Annotated in this window: 18 protein-coding genes; 9 read left to right on the top strand and 9 right to left on the bottom strand. The window is 71.9% G+C overall.

What is annotated here, in order from left to right; genetic code table 11:
- Positions 1–9 precede the first annotated feature (9 nt).
- Positions 10–678 carry a response regulator transcription factor gene (locus ABZS58_RS18765; RefSeq protein WP_033362529.1) on the top strand — a complete coding sequence of 223 codons (669 nt, stop codon included), beginning with the start codon at positions 10–12 and terminating at the stop codon, positions 676–678.
- Between the two features lie 563 nt (positions 679–1,241).
- On the opposite strand, the gene ABZS58_RS18760 is transcribed toward ABZS58_RS18765, so the two are convergent.
- From ABZS58_RS18760 to ABZS58_RS18745, 4 genes are all read right to left on the bottom strand, one after another.
- A complete protein-coding gene (locus ABZS58_RS18760; RefSeq protein ID WP_354782990.1) occupies positions 1,242–2,381 on the bottom strand; it encodes a glycosyltransferase family 4 protein in 1,140 nt (379 codons plus the stop codon).
- 394 nt (positions 2,382–2,775) lie between these two features.
- The gene (locus ABZS58_RS18755) at positions 2,776–4,032 is read right to left on the bottom strand and encodes a M48 family metallopeptidase (protein WP_354782988.1); all 1,257 of its coding nucleotides are present in this window, start codon (positions 4,030–4,032) and stop codon (positions 2,776–2,778) included.
- A gap of 31 nt (positions 4,033–4,063) precedes the next feature.
- Complete coding sequence (locus ABZS58_RS18750) at positions 4,064–4,282, bottom strand: hypothetical protein (RefSeq protein ID WP_354782986.1); 219 nt, start codon at positions 4,280–4,282, stop codon at positions 4,064–4,066.
- Positions 4,283–4,353: 71 nt separating this feature from the next.
- On the bottom strand, positions 4,354–5,751 hold the full coding sequence (locus ABZS58_RS18745; RefSeq protein WP_354782984.1) for an NYN domain-containing protein: 1,398 nt from the start codon (positions 5,749–5,751) through the stop codon (positions 4,354–4,356).
- Positions 5,752–5,890: 139 nt separating this feature from the next.
- Here ABZS58_RS18745 and ABZS58_RS18740 point away from each other — a divergent pair, with 139 nt between their 5' ends.
- From ABZS58_RS18740 to ABZS58_RS18710, 7 genes are all read left to right on the top strand, one after another.
- Positions 5,891–6,826 carry a GAF domain-containing protein gene (locus ABZS58_RS18740; RefSeq protein WP_354782982.1) on the top strand — a complete coding sequence of 312 codons (936 nt, stop codon included), beginning with the start codon at positions 5,891–5,893 and terminating at the stop codon, positions 6,824–6,826.
- A 38-nt stretch (positions 6,827–6,864) separates the two neighbouring features.
- The gene (locus ABZS58_RS18735; protein ID WP_354782980.1) at positions 6,865–8,598 is read left to right on the top strand and encodes a DEDD exonuclease domain-containing protein; all 1,734 of its coding nucleotides are present in this window, start codon (positions 6,865–6,867) and stop codon (positions 8,596–8,598) included.
- A 1,912-nt stretch (positions 8,599–10,510) separates the two neighbouring features.
- Complete coding sequence (locus ABZS58_RS18730; RefSeq protein ID WP_354783010.1) at positions 10,511–12,316, top strand: HD domain-containing protein; 1,806 nt, start codon at positions 10,511–10,513, stop codon at positions 12,314–12,316.
- Between the two features lie 18 nt (positions 12,317–12,334).
- Entirely contained in the window at positions 12,335–12,850 is a 516-nt protein-coding gene (locus tag ABZS58_RS18725; RefSeq protein WP_354782978.1) for an NUDIX hydrolase, read from the top strand.
- Entirely contained in the window at positions 12,847–13,674 is an 828-nt protein-coding gene (locus ABZS58_RS18720; protein WP_354782976.1) for a sugar phosphate nucleotidyltransferase, read from the top strand. Before ABZS58_RS18725 ends, ABZS58_RS18720 begins: the two co-directional genes overlap by 4 nt.
- A 36-nt stretch (positions 13,675–13,710) precedes the next feature.
- Positions 13,711–13,998: an Lrp/AsnC ligand binding domain-containing protein gene (locus ABZS58_RS18715; RefSeq protein ID WP_354783008.1), complete on the top strand. Its 288-nt coding sequence runs from the start codon at positions 13,711–13,713 to the stop codon at positions 13,996–13,998.
- Between the two features lie 148 nt (positions 13,999–14,146).
- A complete protein-coding gene (locus ABZS58_RS18710) occupies positions 14,147–15,163 on the top strand; it encodes an aspartate-semialdehyde dehydrogenase (RefSeq protein ID WP_354782974.1) in 1,017 nt (338 codons plus the stop codon).
- A 36-nt stretch (positions 15,164–15,199) separates the two neighbouring features.
- Here the strand turns inward: ABZS58_RS18710 and ABZS58_RS18705 are convergent, their stop codons facing one another.
- A complete protein-coding gene (locus ABZS58_RS18705) occupies positions 15,200–17,140 on the bottom strand; it encodes a S9 family peptidase (RefSeq protein ID WP_354782972.1) in 1,941 nt (646 codons plus the stop codon).
- Positions 17,141–17,208: 68 nt separating this feature from the next.
- Between ABZS58_RS18705 and ABZS58_RS18700 the strand changes: the two genes are divergently transcribed.
- Entirely contained in the window at positions 17,209–18,051 is an 843-nt protein-coding gene (locus tag ABZS58_RS18700) for an alpha/beta fold hydrolase (RefSeq protein WP_354782970.1), read from the top strand.
- A gap of 158 nt (positions 18,052–18,209) precedes the next feature.
- Here the strand turns inward: ABZS58_RS18700 and ABZS58_RS18695 are convergent, their stop codons facing one another.
- From ABZS58_RS18695 to ABZS58_RS18680, 4 genes are all read right to left on the bottom strand, one after another.
- Complete coding sequence (locus ABZS58_RS18695; RefSeq protein WP_354782968.1) at positions 18,210–19,835, bottom strand: ubiquinol-cytochrome c reductase cytochrome b subunit; 1,626 nt, start codon at positions 19,833–19,835, stop codon at positions 18,210–18,212.
- Entirely contained in the window at positions 19,832–20,926 is a 1,095-nt protein-coding gene (locus ABZS58_RS18690) for a Rieske 2Fe-2S domain-containing protein (RefSeq protein WP_354782966.1), read from the bottom strand. Before ABZS58_RS18690 ends, ABZS58_RS18695 begins: the two co-directional genes overlap by 4 nt.
- Complete coding sequence (locus tag ABZS58_RS18685; RefSeq protein WP_354782964.1) at positions 20,923–21,789, bottom strand: cytochrome c; 867 nt, start codon at positions 21,787–21,789, stop codon at positions 20,923–20,925. The genes ABZS58_RS18690 and ABZS58_RS18685 overlap by 4 nt, the downstream gene beginning before the upstream one ends.
- An 81-nt stretch (positions 21,790–21,870) precedes the next feature.
- Positions 21,871–22,470 (bottom strand): heme-copper oxidase subunit III, encoded by a 600-nt coding sequence (locus ABZS58_RS18680; RefSeq protein WP_354782962.1) that lies wholly within the window; start codon positions 22,468–22,470, stop codon positions 21,871–21,873.
- Between the last annotated feature and the right edge of the window lie 27 nt (positions 22,471–22,497).

Here is a 22,497-nt window from a genome sequence, read left to right as displayed (position 1 = left end):
GCACCGGGAATGTCGACTACCGCGACGCCGACGACACGCACCAAAGTTCTGCTCGTCGACGACCACGATCTCATCCGCAGAGGCCTGCGGCACGCCTTCGAGCGTGACCGCCAGTTCGAGGTGGTGGGCGAGGCCGCGACGGCCGCCGAGGCGATCCGCCAGGCCGGCGCCCTGCAGCCCGACGTGGTCATCATGGACCTGCGCCTCCCCGACGGCAGCGGCCTGGAGGCGACCAGAGCCCTGCGCAAGACCAGCAACACCATGGGCATCGTGGTCCTGACCATGTATGCCGGAGACGACCAGCTCTTCGGCGCCCTCGAAGCCGGCGCGTCCGCGTTCGTGCCGAAGACCGCCCCCGCCGACGAGGTGGTCGCCGCCGCCCGTCACGCCGCTTCGGCGCCTTCCGCGTTCACCGCCGCCGACCTCGCCGAGGCGATGAAGCGGCGGCTGGCCCCCAGCGGCCCGCAGCTGTCCCCCCGCGAGGGCCAGGTGCTGCGGCTGCTCGCCGACGGCATGAGCGTCGCGGGCATCGCCAAGCAATTGTTCGTCTCCGAGTCCACCGCGAAGACGCACATCTCGAAGCTGTACGAGAAGCTCGGCGCCGCGAACCGCGCCCAGGCCCTCATGACCGCGCTGCGTCTCGGCCTCCTCGAAGCCCCCGACGCCCCGAAGTTCTGACCCCCTCCCCCGGTTTCCCGACTTTTCGATAGGCGCTGGCCGATCTGCCCCCAACCCCCAGAACGGCCAGCCTGTCGTTTCTCCGACACTCTTCCCGCCGGGTGGACGGTTCGGCGGCATTGACCCCGGTCGTGCCGGCGCCGCTTTCACTGCTCCCCTGAATACCTTCCCCGGCCGCTTTCCCGTTCCCCGCCTCGTCGCCTCACGGGCCGATGCATGCGGGGCTCTCACGGGCCGATGCATGCGGGCGCTTGCCGGCGCGCAACCCCTCCCGCGCACGCCGACAGGACGAGACCGCGCGGACAGGAACGAACGGACGCCGGGCGCTCGCCGGCGCGCAGCCGTCCGGCACACGCGGGCTCTCGCCTGTGCGCAACCGTCCGGCGCACGCGGGGCCTCTTGCCGGTGCGCAACACTCCGGCACACGCGGGCTCTCGCCGGCGCGCAACCGTCCGGCGCATGCAGGGCTCTCGCTGGTGCGCAACCGTCCGGCGCACGCCGGCAGGACGAGACCGTGCGGGCATGGCCGGCCGGGCGCCGGGCGAGTGGTCGGCGCCGGCGGGTCAGGCGGTGCGGTCCGGGGGCGTGGTGAGCAGGGCGCGGAGGCGGTCCGCCTGGGTCTCCCAGCGCCAGTCCGACTCGACCCAGGCACGGCCCGCGGCGCCCATCCTCGCGGCCAGGGCGGGGTCGAGCAGCAGGGTCGTGATCCGGTCGGCGACGGCGGCCACGTCGCGACCGGGGACGACGAACCCCGTCTCCCCCTCACGGACGGCGTCGGGAGCGCCGCCGGAATCGCCGGCGACGACGGGGAGGCCGGTGGCGGAGGCTTCGAGATACACGATGCCCAGGCCCTCGACGTCGAGGCCGCGGCGCCGGGTCCGGCAGGGCATGGCGAAGACGTCGCCGGCGGCGTAGTGGGCGGGCAGCTCGGCCCAGGAGACGGAGCCGGTGAAGACGACGTCGCGCTCGACGCCGTGCTCCCGGGCGAGTCGCTCCAGCGCCGGCCGGTACGGACCGCCGCTGACCATCAGCAGCGCGGCGCCGGGCACGGCACGGCGGATGTGTGGCAGCGCCCGGATCAGCACGTCCTGACCCTTGCGGGGCACCAGACGCGACACGCACACGATCACGGGGCGGTCGGTGAGCTGGTGGCGGGCTCGGACCAGGTGCCGGTCGACCTTCGGTGAATACGCGTCGACGTCGACGCCGGGCGCCAGCCGCTGCAGCGACGTGAGCCCGTCGAGCACCCTGGCGAGCCGGGTGCGGGTGTACTCACCGAGATACGTGACGACGTCGGCGCCGCGCCCGATGCGTCGCAGCAGCGTCCGGGCCCCCGGCAGCGCCGCCCACCCGACTTCGTGGCCATGGGTGAGCGCGACGACCCGCTCGACACCGACCCTGCGCCGCAGCCCGTCGGCGAGGAGCCCGAGCGGCGCCGCGGCACCGAACCAGACGCTGTCGCAGCCGTGCGACCGGGCGATCTCGGCGGCGCGCCGGGCCACGCCAGGCGTGGGCAGGAGCATGCCCGTCGACGCGCGCACGACCTCGAACGGCTGCTCGGCGTCGAACTTCTCCGCGTCCCGGAACGTGGAGCAGTACACGACCACGGAACCGGCGGGCTGCCGCACCGCGAGGTTGTGCACGAACTGCTGGATCCCACCCGGCCGGGGCGGGAAGTCATTGGTGACGAGCAGCGTGGTCATCGCTGCCCCGACCGGCTGCTCCAGGCCCCGGACCCCCGCACGGCGTCGTCGACGCACCGCTGCCTGCCGCCGCTTCCGGCGTGAGCCGAGGATCGTCGAGGAAGCTCGATCTCCTGAGCCGGGCACCGGCGCCCCGGGCTCGGCATGCGCCGATCGGCGGCGAGGGGGGTGATCATCGCCGTCCCCGCAACCCGAAAGGTCGCTCCGCGTCGAGCTCCCCCGAGTCCCCGGACACCGCCTCCGGCGCCCGGACGCACGGCGCGGTTGCCCACGAACCGCTGCATGCCGGCCGTCGCCGGGTCCGCGCCTGCGCCGGTCACACCCTGAACAGCCACGCCGCGGCGAACCTCGACGCGGCAGGGAGCGCCGGTGCGGTGGGGCAGGATGAGGGTGGTCATCGCGCGCCTCTTGCCCAGGCGCGGGCCTCGGCCATGCGCTCGACGGCGGTCGGGTGGGAGCCGAACAGGAACTGCTCGACCGGGTTGGGGTCCGGGTCGCCGAGGTTGACCAGCGAGAGCCTGCCCTGCATGGCCTCGAAGCCCGCCGGGTCGCCGGTGAGCTCCAGGGCGTGCCGGTCGGCGCGGGCCTCGACGCGGCGGGACACGAACGCCTGCGCCGGGCCGGCGAGCAGGCCCGCCACGGTGGCGACGGCGAGCAGCAGGGCGACCGCGCGTGGCTCGCCGATCGCGTCGACGCCGGCGCGGCGCAGCAGCGCACCCCACGAGCCGAGCAGATAGAGCGCGCAGACGGCGGCTGCCGCGCCGATCGCGCCGAGCAGCGTACCGGTGAGCACGTCGCCGTCCTTGGCGTGGCCGAGCTCGTGCGCGACGACCGACTCGACCTCGTCCTGGGGTGCCTTCTCCAGCAGGGTGTCGTAGACGACGATGCGGCGGGTCGGGCCGAGGCCCGAGACATACGCGTTGACCGCGCGGGTGCGGCGGGACGCGTCGGCGACGAGCACGTCGCGGACGGGGACGCCGTCGCGCTCGGCCATGGCCATGAGCCGGGTCCGCTGCTCACCCTCGGGCATCGGGGTGAACTTGTTGAACACGGGCTCGACGAGGACCGGGAAGATGAACGACAGCAGCACCGTGAGCAGCGCCGCCCCGGCCGCCGCCCACACCCACCACCAGCGGGGCGCGAAGTGGGTGACGGTGAAGAAGCCGACGAGCACGACGGCGCCGATCACCGCGCCGACGGCATAGCCCTTGAGCATGTCGACGGTCCAGGCGGACCAGTCCTGCGTGGAGAGCCCATAGCGTCTGAGGATGGTCTGGCGCCAGGCGGCGACGGGCAGCGCCACGACCTCGCCGGCGAGGACCACCGCGAGGCCGCCGAGCAGCGCGCGGGCGAGCCAGTGGCCGCCGAACGGCCTGGACACCTGCTCGACGACCCACGCGCCGGCCGGGGTCAGGCCGAGCAGGACCGCGACGAGCAGGCCGAGCGCGATGGACAGATAGGTGCCGGGGCGCAGCGCCGCGTGGAACGCCCTGCCCTTGGCCACGGCGTCCGCGGGCAGCGTGTCGAGCGCGGCGAGCTGGTCGGCGCGCGGGGCCGGAGGCGCTGACCACGGCACCCGCAGCACCGCGATCACCACGACCGCGACGAGCAGTGCCGCGAGGGTGATCGCCGCCCATGCGCGAGGGGTCACGCCGCACCTCCTGGTCGGAAACTCCGCAAGCTTATGCGGCGCGGTGCCGCCTCGACCGGCGTGGTGCCGCCTCGACATGGGTGGGGTCGAGCACGGTGACGTCGAACCCCGCCCGCTCGAACACCTCGATCGCCCGGACCTCGGCCGCACCGAGCTGGTGCACGGCGGGTGGGGCGTCGAGCAGCAGGGTCACCACGCAACCGCCGCAGGCTTTGCCTCGCACTGAACAGGTCTCGCAGTCGACGAGCATCGCTCCTCCTCCGTTGACCGTCTGTAGCTCCACGGTAAGCGGGGGGTATGACAAAAACACGTTTCCGCAGGTCAGGAGCGTGAGAGGCGGCGGAGCAGGGTGTCGTTGCCCAGTGGGTACGCGCCGTGGCGCCGCACACCGTCGATGACCTCCTTGTCGGAGGAGATCACCACGACCGGCCGGCCGGCGGGCTCGGCCCTGACCAGGCGGCGGATCAGCTCGTCGGCGGTCTCGCCCTTCTTGGAGAAGAGCACCCGGACGCCGCGGGGCGCCGGCGGCAGCCCGACGACCCGCTCGGCGCCGTCGAACACGACGGTCACCTCGGCCCTGGTCTGCGCGACCAGTCCGCCGACCCCGGCGACGAGGCGGTTGCGCTGCTGCTCCAGGGAGAGCTCGCCGTAGCCCTTCTTGGTGACGTTGTACCCGTCGACGATCATGTGCGCCTTCGGCAGGCTCAACAGCTGGTCGAGGCGGGCGGGGTCGTCGGCGTCCAGGGCGCGGGCCGCGGCGGCGCCGGGCGCGTTGTCCGGGCGGTCGGCGTCATGGTCGGCGACGAAGTCCGCCGGCAGCCGGTCGGTGGGGTCGAGGGCCAGCTCACGGCGCAGACCGACGGCGGCCTGCCCGATCGTCTCCAGCAGCAGCCACAGCCGGGCGTCGTCGACGGCGCGGGCGTCCTTCGCGCTCTGCCGCTGGGCACCCGCCGCGGTCTCCGCCTCGGCGAGCTTGGCGCGCATCCGGCGCAGCTCGGCGTCGTGGTCGGCGGTCGCCCGGGTGGCCCGGCCCTTCTCGCTGGCCAGCATGTCGGTCGCCTTGCGCTCCTTGGCCTGGCTCTCCCGCAGCGCCTTGCCCAGCGAGCGGACCTCCTCGCGCAGGCCGGCGGTCTCGTCGCGGAGCCTGGCCAGCTCGTCGCGGAGCTTGTCGGCCTCCACGCGGGCGACAGCGCGGTCGTGCTCGGCGCGGGCGAGGCGCTGCTCGACGTCGCGGATGCGCTCGGACGCGGCGGCGCCCTGCGCCTCGGCGCGGACCGTGCCGGTGGCGCGCTCGACCAGGTCACGCCAGCCGTCGGGGCGGGCGAGATAGGCCAGTGCGGCGACCTCGACCGGGTCGGCGGCCGGCGGCGCGACCCCTTCCAGGATCGAGGAGCCCAGGTCGCCGGCCTCGTTGACGACCTTGGTCGCGAGACGCTGGCGCAGCAGCGGGTCGCCGGCCAGCTGCATCGCGATGACGGGACCGCCGAGGCGGGCACGCCGGTTCGGCGCGAACTTCGCGACCCGCCGCAGCGGCATCGGCAGCTCGTCGAGGGGCAGGCCGGTCATGGCGCCGGCGGCCAGGGAGATGACCCGCTGGCGGATGATCTCGGGCAGCACCGGCTCGATCCCACCGTCGGCGTCCGGCAGGTCGACCTCCTCCGGCACAGACGTCACCGCGGCCTCATCGTCGAGGTCGTCGGGGGCGTCGTGCGCGGGCATCAGTCCAGTGTCGCATTGTCGACCAGATTCGCCCCGGATGGTCTCCAGGACTGCGGGCTTCCCTCGAAAGGCTAAAAGCTGACATATCATTATTTCACCCGATTGGGTATGCAGCGAGGAGGTACACATGCGGCCGCCGGTGCCTGAGAACGAAGCGGAGCGGATATCGACGCTGCAGGGCCTGGCGGTCCTGGACACACCACCGGAGACGGACTTCGACGACATCGTCCGGATCGCGTCGGAGGTCTGCGGCGCACCGATCTCCCTGGTCACCCTGGTCGACGCCCAGCGGCAGTGGTTCAAGGCCAAGACCGGCCTCGACGGGATGAGCGAGACACCCCGTGAGGTGGCGTTCTGCGCCCACGCGATCATGGGCCGCGACCTGATGGTGGTGCCGGACGCCACCGAGGACGCGCGCTTCGCCGACAACCCGTTCGTCACGGGCGAGGACGGCATCCGCTTCTACGCCGGGGCACCCCTGGTGACCAGCGAGGGTGCCGCACTCGGCACGCTATGCGTGGTCGACCACTCGCCGCACCGGCTCAACCTCGACCAGATGCGCGCCCTGCGCGCGCTCGCCAAGCAGGTGACGGAGCTGCTCGAGCTGCGCCGCCTGGTCGTCGCGTCCGTCCTGGAGGGCAGACCCGAGCAGCGGTCCGTGGATCTCACCTATCTCACCGAGGCACGGATCCGCGAGCTGCGGCCGATCGCGGATGCCCGGAACATCGCCATCACCCTCGGTGTGACCGATTCGGCGTCGGTACAGGCGGATCCAGGCAGACTGTCGCGGGCTCTCGACTACGTGGTCTTCTCGGCCCTGAAGGTCGCTCCGGCGGGCGGCCGGGTCGCGGTGCGGGTGATCAGCGCACCGGCACCCACGGTGCAGATCAGCCATGCGGGCGGCTCGATCGCCCCGGAGTGGCAGGCCGACCTCGACGGCACGCGCGAGGCGGACGAGCTGGTCCCGCGGGCCGTGGCGGAGATCCTGCGGGACCACGAAGCGACCGTGGTCAGGACGAACGCGGCCGTCGGCTCGCCGGACGTCCGGTTCGAACTGCGCTTCCCACCGCACTGAGGCGATTTTTTGTCACACCCTGGTCGTAGTGTGCGCCCGTGGCCGACTACCACCAGGAAACGCTCGATGCCCTGTTCGACGACCCACGTGCGGCGACGCTGTTCAGCTCGACGTTCGTGGTCGTCGACCTGGAGACGACCGGCGGCGCGCCCGACGGCGGCGGCATCACCGAGATCGGCGCGGTCAAGGTCCGCGGCGGCGAGATCCTGGGCGAGTTCGGCACGCTGGTCAATCCCGAGGAGCAGCTGCCGGCGTTCATCACCGTGCTGACCGGCATCACCGAGGCGATGCTCGTCGAGGCGCCGAAGCTCGACACGGTGCTGCCGGCGTTCCTCGAGTTCGCCGCGGGTGCCGTGCTGGTCGCGCACAACGCGCCCTATGACACCGGCTTCCTCAAGGCCGCCTGCGCCAAGCACGGCTATGCGTGGCCCAAGCCGATCGTGCTGGACACCGCCGCGATCGCCCGGCGGGCCCTGGTCGCCGACGAGGTGCCCAACAACAAGCTGTCCACGCTCGCCCGGCACTTCCACGCGAGCACCCAGCCGATCCACCGGGCCCTGGACGACGCCCGCGCCACCGTCGACGTCCTGCACGGGCTGATCGCCCGGCTGGGCAGCCACAAGGTGCACACCATCGGCGACACGATCGAGTTCGTCAAGGCGGTCAGCCCGTCCCAGCGGCGCAAACGCCACCTCGCCGAGGGCCTGCCCGACGCACCGGGCGTCTATGTGTTCCGCGGCCACAAGGACCGCCCGCTGTACATCGGCACCAGCTCGTCGATCGCCACCCGCGTCCGCAGCTATTTCACGGCCGCCGAGAAGCGTGCCCGCATCGACGAGATGATCAACGCGGCGCAGCGGGTCGAGGCGATCCTCTGCGCGCACTCCCTGGAGGCCGAGGTCAGGGAGCTGCGGCTGATCGCCGTGCACAAGCCTCCGTACAACCGCCGGTCCAAGTTCCCGGAGCGCGTCATATGGCTCAAGCTCACCGGCGAGACCTATCCGCGGCTGTCCGTGGTGCGCGAGGTGCAGCCCGACGGCGCCGCCTATCTGGGCCCGTTCAGCTCCCGGCGCGGCGCCGAGCTCGCCGCCGCCGGCATCTATGACGCGCTGCCGATCCGCCAGTGCACCCACAAGCTGTCCCTGCGCACCAAGACCCCCGCGTGCGCGCTCGCCGAGCTCGGCCGCTGCCCGGCGCCGTGCGAGCACCGCATCTCCCCCGGCGACTACGAGACGGCGGCCGCCGAGCCGTTCCGCACCGCGACGACCGGCGACCCCGGCCCCGTCGTCCGCGGCCTCATGGCCCGCATCGAGGCGCTGTCCGCCGCGCAGCGCTTCGAGGACGCGGCCACGATCCGCACCCGGCTGATCACGTTCCTGCGCGCCGCGATCCGCATGCAGCGGCTCGCCTCCCTGACCAGCCTGCCCGAGCTGATCGCCGCCCGGCCGTCCGCGAAGGGCGGCTGGGAGCTCGCGGTGGTCCGGCACGGCCGGCTCGCCGGGGCGGGCGTGTCACCCCCCAGGGTGCATCCACAGCCGACTCTGGATGTGGTTCTCGCCACAGCTGAGACCGTCCAGCCGGGCCACGGGCCGACGCCACGCGCGACGCCCGAGGAGACCGAGCGCATCCTCGCCTGGCTCGAGCGACAGGAGACTCGGCTGGTCAAGGCCGATATGGGCTGGTCATCCCCGGCGACCGGCGCCGGCAGATGGCGTCCGTTCCTCACCCGCGCGGAGGCCGCCGCTTCGGTCCGGATCGACCTGGAAGGCTAAGCACATCGGACGATCGCACATACTCAAATGACCGATCGGATGCCACGAGGGAAACTAGGCTGGAACCTACCCAAACCCAGGCCCGCCCGGCCCGTCGGTGAGGAGGTGCCGCATGGAGCCCGGTCTGCATCAGTCCGGCGCGCCCCTGGATGCTGGCCCCTCCACGGTCACCGGCGCCGGTGGTGCCGACTCCGGGTCCGCGTCCGCGCACAGCGAGTTCATGTTGGACCCACTGACGCCCGGGGGCAAGTCCACCGAACCGGCGGGTTTTGGGCACACGCTGCCGACGGGGTTCACGGTCGGCGGGGCGACGCCTCAGGCTCCCGGCGCCACCGACGCGCACCAGCTGCGGGACGCGGTGGGCGAGGTCCTCCTCGGGCCGCGGGGACTGCCGACCGCCGCGATCAACGTGCCCGCATCCCCGGCCCGGCGGCGCCACCCCGCGCACCAGGCAGAGCGGCCTGCGGACCGCAACTCGCGGGACAGGGTGCAGCAGGACCGCCCGCGCGACCGGGCGTACGCGGACAGGTCCCCCACCGACCACTCCGACCCTGACCGCCACCCCGCGGACCGCTACGACTCAGGCAGCCACGACCCGGCCGGTCACGACCCAGGCGGTCACGAGTCCGGCAGTCACGACTCGGGTGCTCGCGAGTCCGGCAGTCGCGATCCGAGCGGTCGCGATCCGAGCGGTCACGACTCGGGCGCTCGCGACTCGGGCCACCACGACTCGGTGTCGCACGGCGAGCCCTCGAACGGCGAGACCCCCCATGGCGAGACCCCGCACGGCGAGCCCTCGAACGGCGAGACCCCGCATGGCGAGACCCCGCACGGCAGAGCTCCGCAGGACGGGGCACCGCGGGACGGGTCCGGCGGTCGCGGCTCGGAACGTGACGGCGTCGCCCCGCAGGAGAGGGATCAGCGGGACAAGGGCCGCCAGGGCAGGGAGCCGGAGGACAAGGGCTCGCAAGGTGGAGGTCCACAGGGCAGGGACGCCCGGGCCTCGGACCTCCACGAGCCGGACGCCGCGCAGGGCACGGACCCGCGGGGCAGCGGTCCGCCCGGCGGCGGCGCTCGGGGTGCGGACCGGCAGGCAGGCGCCGGCCGGGGCGCGGAGTCCCAGGGTGGCGCCGGGGGGCGTTCGCAGGTGGGGACCGTCGGGGAGCAGGCGGCGGAGGGGCGCTCGGTGGCGCGGGACGACACCTTGAGCGACGCGGCGCCTGGGCAGCGGGTTCCGGTGGAGGACGAGTGCCGGTCGGTGTCCGCCGGTGCGGACAGCGGGCCGGACGAGTTCGGGGGTGCGGCGGGTTCCCTGGGGGAAGGGGTACCCGGGCAGCCTGGGGCACGGCGGGTGTCGCGGGACGAGCAGGAGACGGCCGCGTTGTGGGCGGCGCAAGGGCAGCGGGTGCCGCAGGGGCAGCGGACGCCGCAGGATCAGGGTGATGGCCGCAGGGACTGGCCCGCCAATGAGCGGCCGACGGCGGCACGGCCCGCGGGTGAGCGGCCCAGGAACGAGCGGTCCGGCGAGGCCGGCACCGACAGGGGCACCGCGGACAGGCCGGCAGGCACGGCCACCGGCAGGCTCGCGGACACGACCGCCGACGGAGCCTCGGCGAAGGCCACGGGCACGACCACCGGCGAAGAGCGGGCCAAGAGCGCGGAGCAGAGCACCGGCACGACCGCCGACGACGACCCGGCGAAAGCCACGGGCACGACCACCGGCGAAGGACAGGCCAAGAGCGCGGAGCAGCGTGCCGGCGGCGCGGCGGCGGGCGACCTGGACGGCGCGGCCGGCGCGGCCGCGAACACCGACGCGGGGAAGGCCAAGCGGGCGGCCGGGGTCGATGACCGGTTCGCGGCGCCGCGGGCCAGGTTGACGGCGCCGCCCACCGAGGACACGCCGGTGCCGCCGGTGCCGTCGTCGTACTCGGCGCTGGTCGGTGGGGCGGTGCCCGGGGATCCGACCTCGACGTACTCGGCGATCATCGGGTCACGGCTGCGGGCGATGCTGCCGTGGCAGTCGACCGAGGACCCGATGGGCAACGTGCTGCGGTCGCACAGGACGATCCATCCGACGGGCGACGTGGCGTTGCTGCGGCGGGCGTACTCGACGGCCGAGCAGATGCACCGCGGGCAGATGCGCAAGAGCGGCGAGGCGTTCATCTCGCACCCGCTCGAAGTGACGGAGATCCTCGCCGACCTGGGCATGGACACGACGACGCTGGTGGCGTCGCTGCTGCACGACACGGTCGAGGACACGGACTACACGCTCGGCGCCCTGGAGCGGGACTTCGGCGGGGAGGTGGCGCTGCTCGTCGACGGGGTGACGAAGTTCGACAAGATGTTCTACGGCGCCGACGCCGAGGCCGAGACGATCCGCAAGATGATCGTCGCCGCCGGGCGGGACGTCCGGGTGCTCGTGATCAAGCTCGCCGACCGGCTGCACAACATGCGGACCCTCGACGCCCGGTCGATCAAGTCGCAGGTACGGATCGCGACGGCGACGCGGGAGGTGCTGATCCCGCTGTGCGAGCGGCTCGGCATCCAGGCGCTGAAGCGGGAGCTCGAGGACTGGGTGCTGCGGGCGGTCAGCCCCGGCGGGTACGCGCTGATCGACGAGTACGTACGGCAGCGCACCGGCTGGGACGGCTACCTCGAGCGGGTCATCGCGGCGGTCAACTCGGACCTGAAGAAGTTCGGCATCGACGCGCAGGTCTCGCCGCGGCCGCGGCACCTGTACTCGATCTGGAAGGACACGGTCGACGGCAACTACGAGGACCCGCACGACATGCCGCGGGTCGTCATCATCGTCGACGGGCCGGAGACCGACTGCTACGCCGCGCTCGGCGCGGTGCACGGCAAGTGGCGGCCGGTGCCGGGCCGGTTCAAGGACTTCATCGCCACACCCAAGGGCAACAACTACAAGTCGCTGCACACGACGGTGCTCGGGCCGGAGGGCCGGTCCCTCGAGGTGCTGATCCGCACCGAGGAGATGCACCAGGCCGCCGAGTACGGCATCGTCGCCAACTTCCGGTATCCGCACGCGGCCGCCAGGTTCGGCCCGGCGTCGAAGGCGGAGCAGCTCAACTGGCTGCGTCGGCTGCTGGACTGGGAAGCCTCGGCGTCGGACCCGTCGCAGTTCATCGCCTCGCTGCGGTGCGACCTCGCCGAGGACCAGATCCTGGTGCTCGCGGAGGGCGGCGGCCGGCCCGTGCTGCTGCCGCAGGACGCGACGCCGGTCGACCTCGCGTACATCCTCGGCGCGGACGTCGGCAACCGATGTATCGGCGCGAAGGTCAACGGGCGGCTGATCGCGGTGTCGTCGCCGCTCGCCGACGGTGACACGGTCGAGATCATCACGCGGACCGGGCAGCGCGACGACTTCGACGCCGACGCCCCGGCGCGGGGGCCGTCGTCGGAGTGGCTGGACTTCGTGAAGACGCCGCACGCCAGGCTGCACATCAGCCGGTGGTTCGAGGCGCACGAGGCGCCCGCGATCACGGTCGCCAACAAGGTGCGCCTCGGGCGGCTCGCGGTCGGGCTCGCGCTGCGCAGGCAGGGCCGCGGCCTGGCCAGCGACCTGCCGCTCGTGCGGCTCGCGACCCGGCTCGGGTACCCGGACCTCGAAACGCTGCTCGTCGCGGTCGCCGATCACAGCCGGACGGCGGACGAGGTGGTCGAGGAGTTGATCGCCCTGGTCGACCACTCCCCCAGATAGGCGGCTAGCCTTTCCGGGATGGCGGTAAAACAACAACTGCGCATGGTGGCGTACCGGACGTTCTACCGTCTCCCGGCCCGCTGGAAGCGACGCATCGTGCGCACCTTCCAGCCGACGTACACCATCGGCGCCGTCATTCTCGTGCGCGACCCCGGGGCGAGCAGGATCCTGCTGCTGCGGCAGCCGCCCGGTGCGGGCTGGTCGCTGCCGGCGGGCCTGATGGACCGCGGCGAGCGGCCCGTGCAGACCGCGGCGCGTGAGCTCGCCGAGGAGACCGGGATCGAGCTGCCGCTGGAGCGGTTCCGCCCGGCGAACCCGAACGCCGTCGTGCACACCCGCGGGCAGTGGGTCGACATGGTGTTCGAGACCGAGGTGGAGCCGTCCGACGAGTTCACCATCGACGCCGCCGAGGTCATCGAGGCCGCCTGGCACCGGCTCGACACGCTGCCGCCGCTGACCGTGTCGACGTCGCAGCTGCTCGCGCACTACGGGATCGGCCCGTACAAGGACTACCCTGAGGTACTGACGAAATGACGGCGATCTGCGCGGTGATCCTCGCCGCCGGTGAGGGGCGGCGGCTGCGGCCGCTGACGGAGCACCTGCCGAAGGCGCTGTGCCCGGTCGGCAACGTGGCGCTCCTCGACAGGGCCATGGCCAGGGTCGCGGCGCTCGGGATCGCCGGCCCGGCCGACCTGGCGGTCAACGCGTGCTACCTCGCCGGGCAGGTCGTCGCGCACGTGGGCGACCGCGCGCACCTGTCCGTCGAGCCGGGCGACCCGTTCGGCACCGCCGGCGGCGTCGCCCTGCTGAAGGACTGGATCGCCGGCCGCGGCGTCCTCGTCGGCAACGCGGACGCGTACCTGGCACCGTCGCAGGAGCCGGACGGTTCCGATATCGCCGAGCTGCTGGAGGACTGGGACGGCACCACCGTGCGGATGCTCGGCGTGCCGGGGCCGCCGAAGGAGTTCGGCGGGCATCGGTTCGCCGGGTTCTCCCTGCTGCCGTGGGACCTCGTCAAAGGCCTGGAGGCCGTCCCCTCCGACCTCGTGCGGACCACGTGGCGGCCCGCGGAGCGGGAAGGGCGCCTCGACGTGGTCGAGTATCGCGGCACCTACCTCGACACCGGCACGCCGCGGGACTACCTGAAGGCCAATCTGCATGCCGTACACCAGCGGAACCTCATCGCCGAGGACGCCGTCGTGACCGGGGTCGTCGAGCAGGCGGTCGTCGGGCGCGGTGCCGTCGTCGCGGGGCGGGTCAGCCGGGCGGTGGTGTGGCCGGGCGCCGAGGTGCGGGAGGGCGAGACGCTGCGCGACGCGGTCCGGGTCGGGCGGGAGCTCACCGTCGCCGCCGATTAGCATGACGATGTCCACATGCTGGAAGGAGCACCGCAGGTGATCACCGCGATCGTCCTCATCGACTGCGCCACCGACTCGATCCCCGAGGTGGCCGAGAACATCGCCAACCTCCCCGGGGTCAGCGAGGTCTACTCCGTCGCCGGCAACGTCGACCTGATCGCGATGGTCCGCGTCCGGCAGTACGAGGAGATCGCCGAGGTCATCGCCGGTCGCATCTCCAAGGTGCCCGGCGTCGTCGACACCGACACGCACATCGCGTTCCGCGCCTACTCGCAGCACGACCTCGAAGAGGCGTTCTCGATCGGCCTTCCCGACACGGACTAATTTCCGGGTTTTTTGCCGCGCCTCGCAGAAAGCCGTGCGTCCCTTCGGTGGCAGGACCGCAAGAAGCCCCTGTTTGTCCTGCTGACGGCGTCGGGAGTGCGGCAAATCGCATCGAACGTGCCGCGCTGACCCGGTAACCTCGACGCCCATGAGGATCGGCATCGTCGGAGCCACGGGTCAGGTGGGCAGCGTCATGCGCCACATCCTGGCCGAGCGTCAGTTCCCCGTCACCCAGTTGCGCCTGTTCGCGTCCGCCCGCTCCGCGGGCCGGCCGATCGACTGGCAGGACCAGCAGATCACGGTGGAGGACGCGGCGACCGCCGACTACTCCGGCCTGGACATCGTGCTGTTCTCCGCGGGCAAGGGCACGTCGAAGGAGCTCGCGCCGAAGGTGGCCGCCGCCGGTGCCGTCGTCGTCGACAACTCCTCCGCCTGGCGGATGGACCCCGAGGTGCCGCTCGTCGTCGCCGAGGTCAACCCGCACGCGATCGCGGACCGCCCGAAGGGCATCATCGCCAACCCCAACTGCACCACCATGGCCGCCATGCCGGTGCTGCGCCCGCTGCACGACGAGGCCGGCCTGGTCGCCCTCGTCGCCGCCACCTACCAGGCGGTGTCCGGCGCCGGGCTCAGCGGCGTCGCCGAGCTCGACGAGCAGGTCCGCAAGGTCGCCGACGGCGCGGCCGCGCTCGCGTTCGACGGCTCGGCCGTCGAGTTCCCGGCGCCGAAGCAGTTCGCCCGGCCGATCGCGTTCAACGTGCTGCCGCTCGCCGGTTCGATCGTCGACGACGGCTCGTTCGAGACCGACGAGGAGCAGAAGCTCCGCAACGAGAGCCGCAAGATCCTCGAGATCCCCGCTCTGCTGGTCTCCGGCACGTGTGTCCGGGTGCCCGTGTTCACCGGCCACTCGCTGCAGCTCAACGCCAGGTTCGAGCGGGCGATCTCCGTCGAGCGGGCGTTGGAGCTCCTCGCCACCGCGCCCGGCGTCGTCGTCACCGACGTGCCGACCCCGCTGCAGGCCGCCGGCGCCGACCCGAGCTTCGTCGGCCGGGTCCGCGCCGACGAGACCGTCGAGCACGGCCTGTCGCTCTTCGTCTCCAACGACAACCTGCGCAAGGGCGCGGCCCTCAACGCCGTCCAGATCGCGGAGCTCCTGGTCAAGTGAGGTTGACGGGAGGGGCCCTGGCCCCTCCCGTCACCGTCAGACGTGCCGGCCGAACCAGTCCAGGATCGCGTCGAACCTGGCGACCCGGTGCGACGGCCGCCCGGTGCGGGAGAGCTCGTGCCCCTCCCCCGGGAACAGCAGCAGCTCGACCGGGGTCCCCCGCCGTTTCAGCGCCACGAACAGCCGCTGCGCCTGTTCGACCGGGCAGCGCCAGTCCTGCTCCGAGTGGATGATCAGCACCGGGATGTCGATCTTCCCGGCGTACGTGAGCGGGCTCTGCACCTCGAACGAGCCGCCGTCGGCGCCGTACAGCGAGTCCGCGAACACCCAGCCGATGTCCGAGCTGCCCTGGAAGCTGTCGATCGCGTTGACGGCCCGCTCGGAGACGGCGGCCTTGAAGCGGTCGCCGTGCCGGCCCGCGAGCCAGGTGGTCATGAACCCGCCGTGCGACCCGCCGAGCACCCCGACCCGGTCGCCGTCGAGGTCGTCTGCGGTCAGCGCCGCGTCGAGCAGGGCGAGCAGATCGGTGGCGGAGACCTCACCGACGTTGCCGCGGACCGCCCGGCCGTGCGCCTCGCCGTAGCCGGACGAGCCGCGCGGGTTGCCGTAGACGACCGCGTAGCCGGCGCCCGCGTACATCTGCGCCTCGTCGAAGAGCCGCCAGCCGTACTGCGCGAACGGCCCACCGTGGATCATCAGCAGCACCGGGTGCGGGCCGTCGCCGGCGGGCCGGACGACCCAGCCGTGGACCGGGTAGCCGTCGGGCGCGGTCCCCGTCACCTCGACCTGGTCGAGGGCCGTGACACCGGCGGAGAAGGTCGTCAGCCTGACGTCGCCGGCGTAGACCTCGCCCCAGTCGGCGGGTCCGGCGATCGTGGCGACGAGGGTCCCGTCCGCGGTCTCGCCGAAGCCGGTGACCTGCCGCTGCCCGTCGATCACGACGTCGGGGGCTCCGCCGTCGTACGGCACGCGCAACAGCTGGACGGCGCCGCGGTGCTCGTTGCTGAACAGCACGCCGCCCGCGGTGGCGGCGATGTCCCCGCCGGGCGCGGCGAGCGTGTACCGCTCGGGGTCGAGCAGCTGCCGGGCCGGTCCGTCGTCGAGCGGCACCGACCACAGCGACTCGTTGCGCATCACCGGGTCGACGCGGCCCTCGCCGGCGAGCCCGGCGGTGAACAGGACCGAGCGTCCGTCGGGCGCCCACCGGCACAGCCCGGCGGTGTACGTGGTGTCGGTCAGCACCCGGATGTCGCCGCCTGCGGCGGGCATGACGCAGACGTCGGACGCGAGGTCGTCGCCCCACGTGTCGTGCTGCTCCGACACGAACGCCAGGGTCCGCCCGTCGGGGCTCCAGTCGGGGTCGCCATGGCCGCGCTCACCGTCGGTCAGCTGCGTGACGGTGCCGTCGAGGTCGGCGACGTGCAGGTGCGCCGGGCGGTCCAGGAGGAACCCCAGACCGTCGATACGGTAGAAGTACCGGGTGATCCGTCTCGGTGCCTCCCCTTCCGCCCCGATCGTCTCGCCCTCCTCGGTTTTCCCTGTCCCGTAGCGCCCCTTTTCCGGTACACGAGCGGAGAACGCCAGACGAGCGCTGTCGGGCGACCAGGCGGGCGGGCCGGCGCCCAGTGGCAGGTCCGTCAGGCGGCGCGGCTCGCCCCCGGCGATCGGCATGACGCACAGCTGCGGCGGGCCCTCGTGCTCGGCCTTCGCGCCCCCGGCCCGGCTGCCCGCCGCCTTCGTCGCGCGCAGGAACGCGAGCCACCGCCCGTCCGGCGAGATCCGCGGCGCGCTGTCGTGCCACCCGTGGGTGAGCTGGAGCGGCTCGGCGCTGCCGTCGGTCCTCAGGAGCCAGAGCTGGGAGGTGTACGCGTCAGCGGCGAACTCGAGCCGGGTCACCGGCACGACGGCGATCGTGCCGTCCGGGCTGACCGCCGGCGCGCCGGGTAGGCGCATTTGGGACAGATCGATTGGCTTCACGTTCCGCACAGTAGTCTGGGTCACAGTTCTTACTCGCCGGTAACCTCCTACCTCTACCCTACGAATCCATGGAGTCGTCGGAGTTCCTGGCCCGCGGTGACGATCAGCTCGCGCTGCACCCGTTCCCGGTGGACGGCGCCGCGACCCTGGCCGTCCTGTGGCCCGCGATGGGCGTCCCGGCCCGCTACTACCGGCACTTCGCGGCCGCGCTGAACGCCACCGGCATCGAGGTCGTCGTCGCCGACCTGCGCGGCACCGGCGCCAGCACCCCACGCCCGTCCCGCGCGTCCCGCTACGGGCTCGCCGAGCTCACCACCGACGTCGAGGCGGTCCTGGACGCGTTGAAGCCCCGCCGGGCCGGCCGCCGGTGTGTGCTGGTCGGGCACTCCCTCGGCGGGCAGGTCTGCGCGCTGCACCTCGCGGCCCGCCACGCGGCCGGCCTCGACCCCGGTGTCGACGGGCTCGCCCTGCTTGCCGTCGGGCTGCCGTACTGGCGGCGCTACCCCGGCCGGATGGGCCCCGGCACGCTCGCCCTCACCTCGACCCTGGCGCTGACGTCCTCGGTCCTCGGCGTCTGGCCGGGCTGGGGGTTCGGCGGCCGCCAGGCGCGCGGCGTGATCCGCGAGTGGGCCTTCACCGCGCGGACCGGCCGCTATCCGTCCCTGGCCGGGGTGGACGTCGAGGCGGCGCTCGCCGGGGTGCGGCTGCCGGTGCTCGCGGTCGACATGGAGGCCGACCAGTACACGCCCGCTCCGACGGTGGACCACCTGACGGCAAAGATGACCGCGGCGACGGTCGAGCGTTCGCACTACTCGGCGGCGGAGGCCGGCTCGCCGATCGACCACTTCACCTGGGCCCGGCACGGCACGCCGCTCGCCGCCCGCGTCGCCACCTGGGCCGCCGCTCTCTGACCGCCGCCCGCGGGGCGGCCGTGTGCTCGATTCCCGTGATCCGGAAGACTTGTTGTCGCCAGGGCGACGATTTCTCTTCCGGATCACGGGCCGGCGGCGGGAGAGGGAAACGACGAAGCCCTCAGCCGTGGTGGGCTGAGGGCTCCGTGCGGGGTCGTTCAGTGGCCGCTGGTGATCTCTTCGCGGTCGCGGTCCGTGTCGGAGTCGAGCTGGCGCGGCTTGGGGGCCGGGCCGGCCTTTTCGATCGGGTAGAAGAAGCCCTTGACCGTCGGGGCGAGGGCGCCGAGGCGGTTCATCTTCTTCGGCACGACCCAGCCGGCGTAGTCGAGGCCGTGGTGGCCGTCTTCGTGGCCGTTGGCGGAGGGCAGCGGCTGGTGGATCTCGACGAACTTGCCGTCGGGAAGGCGGCGGATGATGCCGGTCTCCACGCCGTGGGCAAGGACCTCGCGGTCGTGCTGCTGCAGGCCGAGCGCGATGCGGAACGCCACGTAGTACGCCAGCGGCGGGATGATCAGGATGCCGATGCGGCCGGCCCAGGTCATCGCGTTGAGGCTGATGTGGAACTTGTCCGCGAAGACGTCGTTGCCGCCGGAGATCAGCAGGACGACGTAGAACGCGATGGCCATGGAGCCGAGCGCCGTGCGCAGCGGGTTGTCGCGGGGGCGCTGCAGGAGGTTGTGGACCGCCTTGTCCTTCGTGAAGCGCGCTTCCATGAACGGATAGAAGATCGGCAGCATCGTCAGGATGCCTGGTAGCACCACCGTGGGCCAGAAGATCGCCGGGATGGTGTAGCCGTCACCGTAGAAGAAGTCGAACCGGATCTCCCAGGCCGGGAAGAGGCGGGTCGAGCCGTCGAGGAACATGACGTACCAGTCGGGCTGGCTCGCCGCCGAGACGACCGCCGCCTTGTAGGGGCCGAACAGCCAGATCGGGTTGATCTGGAAGAGACCCGCGAGCGCCGCGATCATGGCGAACACGATCATGAAGAAGCCGCCGGCCTTAGCCGCGAAGCCGGGGAACATGCGCACGCCGACGACGTTCTCGTTGGTGCGGCCCGGGCCGGGCCACTGCGTGTGCTTCTGCTTCACCAGCAGGCCCATGTGCACGCTGATCAGGCCGAGCAGCGCACCCGGGACGAGCAGCACGTGGACGATGTACAGGCGGTCGAGGATGACCTCGCCGGGGAACTCGCCGCCGAACAGCGACGTGGTCACCCAGGTGCCGACGATCGGGATCGACAGCATGATCGCGCTGGCGATGCGCAGGCCGGTGCCGGACAGCGCGTCGTCGGGCAGCGAGTAGCCGCCGAAGCCCTCGAGGAAGCCCATCCAGAAGAGCAGGACGCCGACGATCCAGTTCGCCTCACGCGGCTTGCGGAACGCGCCGGTGAAGAAGATCCGGAACATGTGCACCACGATCGCGGCCATGAACAGCAGCGCGGCCCAGTGGTGCATCTGCCGCATGAACAGGCCGCCGCGCACGTCGAACGAGATGTGCAGGGCGGTGTTGTACGCCTGGGACATCTCCACGCCGCGCAGCGGGGCGTAGCTGCCCTCGTAGACGACCTCGCGCAGCGACGGGTCGAAGAACAGCGACAGGAAGATACCGCTGAGCAGCAGCACGACGAACGAGTAGAGCGCGATCTCACCCAGCAGGAACGACCAGTGGTCGGGGAAGACCTTGTTCATCAGCCGCCGGAGCGGGGTGGCCGCCTGGAACCGCTCGTCGATTGCCTTGGCGGAGTTGGCCGGGAGTGCCCGGACGTCGATCTTGCGCCGTTTCATGGCCGCTCCCAGAAGGCCGGTCCGACCGGAATCTTGTAGTCCGAGGTCGCGATGAAGTACCCCTCATCGTCCACCGTGATCGGCAGCTGGGGCAAGGCGCGGCTGGCCGGACCGAAGATGGGCCGCGCGTTGTCCGTGATCTGGAACTGCGACTGGTGGCACGGGCACAGCAGGCGGTTGGTCTGCTGCTCGTACAGGCTGGCGGGGCAGCCGGCGTGCGTGCAGATCTTCGAGTAGGCCACGAAGTTCTCCCACTGGGAGCCCTTGTTGATCTCCTTCGCCTTGCTCAGCGTCGCCTCGGCGTCCACCTCACGCAGGTGGATGAGCAGCGTCGGCGAGTCGGCCCACTTGTTGCTGGCGCCGTGCGGGATGCCGGGGAAGACGGTGATCTGACCGCCGACGCTGACGTCGGCGGGGCGGATCGGGGTGCCGTCCTCGTGGGTGAGGCGCACCGGCTTGCCGTCGTTGTACTTCGGGTCCCAGCCGGTGGTGAAGAAGATGTTGTCGCCGTTCTGCGTCGGCGCCTTGATCAGCGAGCCGACCAGGAGGGCACCAGCGACCGCGCCGAGCGGCGCGGCACCGGCGAGGAACGCCATGCCGACGAAGCGGCGGCGCTTGAGGCCGAGCTCGTCGCCCATGTTGAGGATCGTGGCCGCGGTCAGCACCTGCTCGGTGCTGTCCGACGGGCCGTCGTGCCGCTCCTGGATCGAGACCTCTTCGGGCAGGAGCTTCTTGCTCCACACCACGATGCCCAGGCCCAGGGTGAGCAGGGCCAGGCCGAGCGTCGCGCCGAGGACCGGCGTGTAGTACGGGTACAGCGAACGGTAGGTCGAGTCGCCCTCGCCGTACTTCCACGGCCAGGCGATGTAGGCGACCACGAACGCGGTCCCCGCCAGGCCCGTGAGCAGGAACAGGAACGCCAGGAGGCGCTCGATGCGGCGCTCCGCGCGGGTCCCCGGGACCGGGAACCGCGGCGCGTAGTGCACGATCTGCACGCCGTCGCGGCGCGCGCCCTCCTTGACCAGGTCGAACCTGGTCAGCGACGCGTCACTGGCGTCGAACTCGTCGTCGGACGGGTGGTGGGTGGTCATGACTTCCCTGCAATCCACAGCGTGGCGAACACGAGCGCCGCGATACCGACGAGGAAGATGACGAGGCCTTCGGGCACCGGGCCGTACCGGCCGAGGTTCCAGCCGCCCGGGTCGCTCGCCTGGTTCTTGTTGAGGTCCTGGATGTAGGCGATGATCGCGGCCTTGTCATCCGGGCTCAGCTGGTTGTTGCCGAACACCGGCATGTTCTGCGGGCCGGTCAGCATCGCCGCGTAGATGTCGCGGTTGGTCGAGTGCTTCAGCGACGGAGCGAACTTGCCCGAGGACAGCGCGCCGCCGCCGGTGGAGAACGCGTGGCACGAGGAGCAGTTGACCCGGTAGAGCTCGCCGCCGTGGGCGAGGATCTTGTCGCTGCCCGCGGCCTTCTTGATCTCTTCGTTGAGGCTCTCCGCGCTGGGCAGCTGGGGTCCGCCGCCGAGCTCCTGGATGTACGCGCCGAGCTGCGCGGCCTGGTCCTCGTTGAACTGCGGCTGCTTGCGCTCGGCCTGCGCCTCCTGGCGCGCCAGCGGCATGCGGCCGGTGTTGACCTGGAACTCCACGGCGGCGGAGCCGACCCCGATGAGGCTCGGTCCCCGGTTGTCCACGCCCTGGGCGTTGCGCCCGTGGCAGGTGATACAGCTGACCTCGTAGATCGCCTTGCCCTCGGCCGCGGATTCGGACAGCTTCACGGTCTCCTCGGCGCGGCCGACGCCGGGTGCGTACGCGGTGTAGAGGCCTCCGGCCAGTGTGAGCGCCGCGACCAGCCGCACAGCCGCCGACAACCGCCGGCGAAGCTTGCCCCGCGCCGCGCGCGCGCCACCCGGCACCAGCCGGGCAAGCGGCCGCTTGCTCTGCTCAGAAGTCATGGCCTCACCTTTGTCGTCATCACCTATGTCGTCTCGTGGCTCTGGTGGTCTCGTCGGGAGAGCGTGACGCGGCCCGATCGGCTACTGCAGGAAGTAGATCATTGCGAACAGTGCGATCCACACCACGTCGACGAAGTGCCAGTAGTAGGACACGACGATCGCGGCGGTGGCCTGGGCGGGGGTGAACCGGCCCATGGTCGTGCGGATCAGATAGATGATGAAGGCGATGAGGCCGCCCGTGACGTGCAGGCCGTGGAAGCCCGTCGTCAGGTAGAACATCGAGCCGTAGCCGTCGCCGTTGATCTTCACACCCTCGGAGACCAGCGTGACGTACTCGTTGGCCTGGCCGAGCACGAAGATCAGGCCCATCACGAAGGTCAGCGCGAACCACCGGCGCAGGCCGTGCACGTCACCGCGCTCGGCGCGGAACACGCCGATCTGGCAGGTGATCGACGACAGCACCAGGATCGTGGTGAAGACCAGCGCGTACCAGACGTTGAGCACGTGGGTGTGCTTCTCCCACAGCTCAGGAGCCGCCGCACGGATCGAGAAATACATCGCGAACAGCGCCGCGAAGAACATCAACTCGCTGGAGAGCCACACGATCGTCCCGACACTGACCATGTTGGGCCTGGTCAGTGAGTGGATCTGGCTCTTGGCAATCGCTGGGGCCGCAGTCACGCCGCCATTATTGCCCCCCGATCATCA

The sequence above is a fragment of the Dactylosporangium sp. NPDC005555 genome (assembly GCF_040605635.1).
Taxonomy (GTDB): Bacteria; Actinomycetota; Actinomycetes; order Mycobacteriales; family Micromonosporaceae; genus Dactylosporangium.
The sequence above is the reverse complement of the archived record's forward strand: the minus strand, read 5'-3'. Positions and strand labels throughout refer to the sequence as shown.

Bases quoted from the DNA above. Each gene is read 5' to 3' on its own strand.
- ABZS58_RS18765 (WP_033362529.1), top strand. From the start codon at position 10: ATGTCGACTACCGCGACGCCGACGACACGCACCAAAGTTCTGCTCGTC.
- ABZS58_RS18760 (WP_354782990.1), bottom strand. From the start codon at position 2,381: ATGACCACGCTGCTCGTCACCAATGACTTCCCGCCCCGGCCGGGTGGG.
- ABZS58_RS18750 (WP_354782986.1), bottom strand. From the start codon at position 4,282: ATGCTCGTCGACTGCGAGACCTGTTCAGTGCGAGGCAAAGCCTGCGGC.
- ABZS58_RS18745 (WP_354782984.1), bottom strand. From the start codon at position 5,751: ATGCCCGCGCACGACGCCCCCGACGACCTCGACGATGAGGCCGCGGTG.
- ABZS58_RS18725 (WP_354782978.1), top strand. From the start codon at position 12,335: ATGGCGGTAAAACAACAACTGCGCATGGTGGCGTACCGGACGTTCTAC.
- ABZS58_RS18720 (WP_354782976.1), top strand. From the start codon at position 12,847: ATGACGGCGATCTGCGCGGTGATCCTCGCCGCCGGTGAGGGGCGGCGG.
- ABZS58_RS18710 (WP_354782974.1), top strand. From the start codon at position 14,147: ATGAGGATCGGCATCGTCGGAGCCACGGGTCAGGTGGGCAGCGTCATG.
- ABZS58_RS18700 (WP_354782970.1), top strand. From the start codon at position 17,209: ATGGAGTCGTCGGAGTTCCTGGCCCGCGGTGACGATCAGCTCGCGCTG.
- ABZS58_RS18695 (WP_354782968.1), bottom strand. From the start codon at position 19,835: ATGAAACGGCGCAAGATCGACGTCCGGGCACTCCCGGCCAACTCCGCC.
- ABZS58_RS18690 (WP_354782966.1), bottom strand. From the start codon at position 20,926: ATGACCACCCACCACCCGTCCGACGACGAGTTCGACGCCAGTGACGCG.
- ABZS58_RS18685 (WP_354782964.1), bottom strand. From the start codon at position 21,789: ATGACTTCTGAGCAGAGCAAGCGGCCGCTTGCCCGGCTGGTGCCGGGT.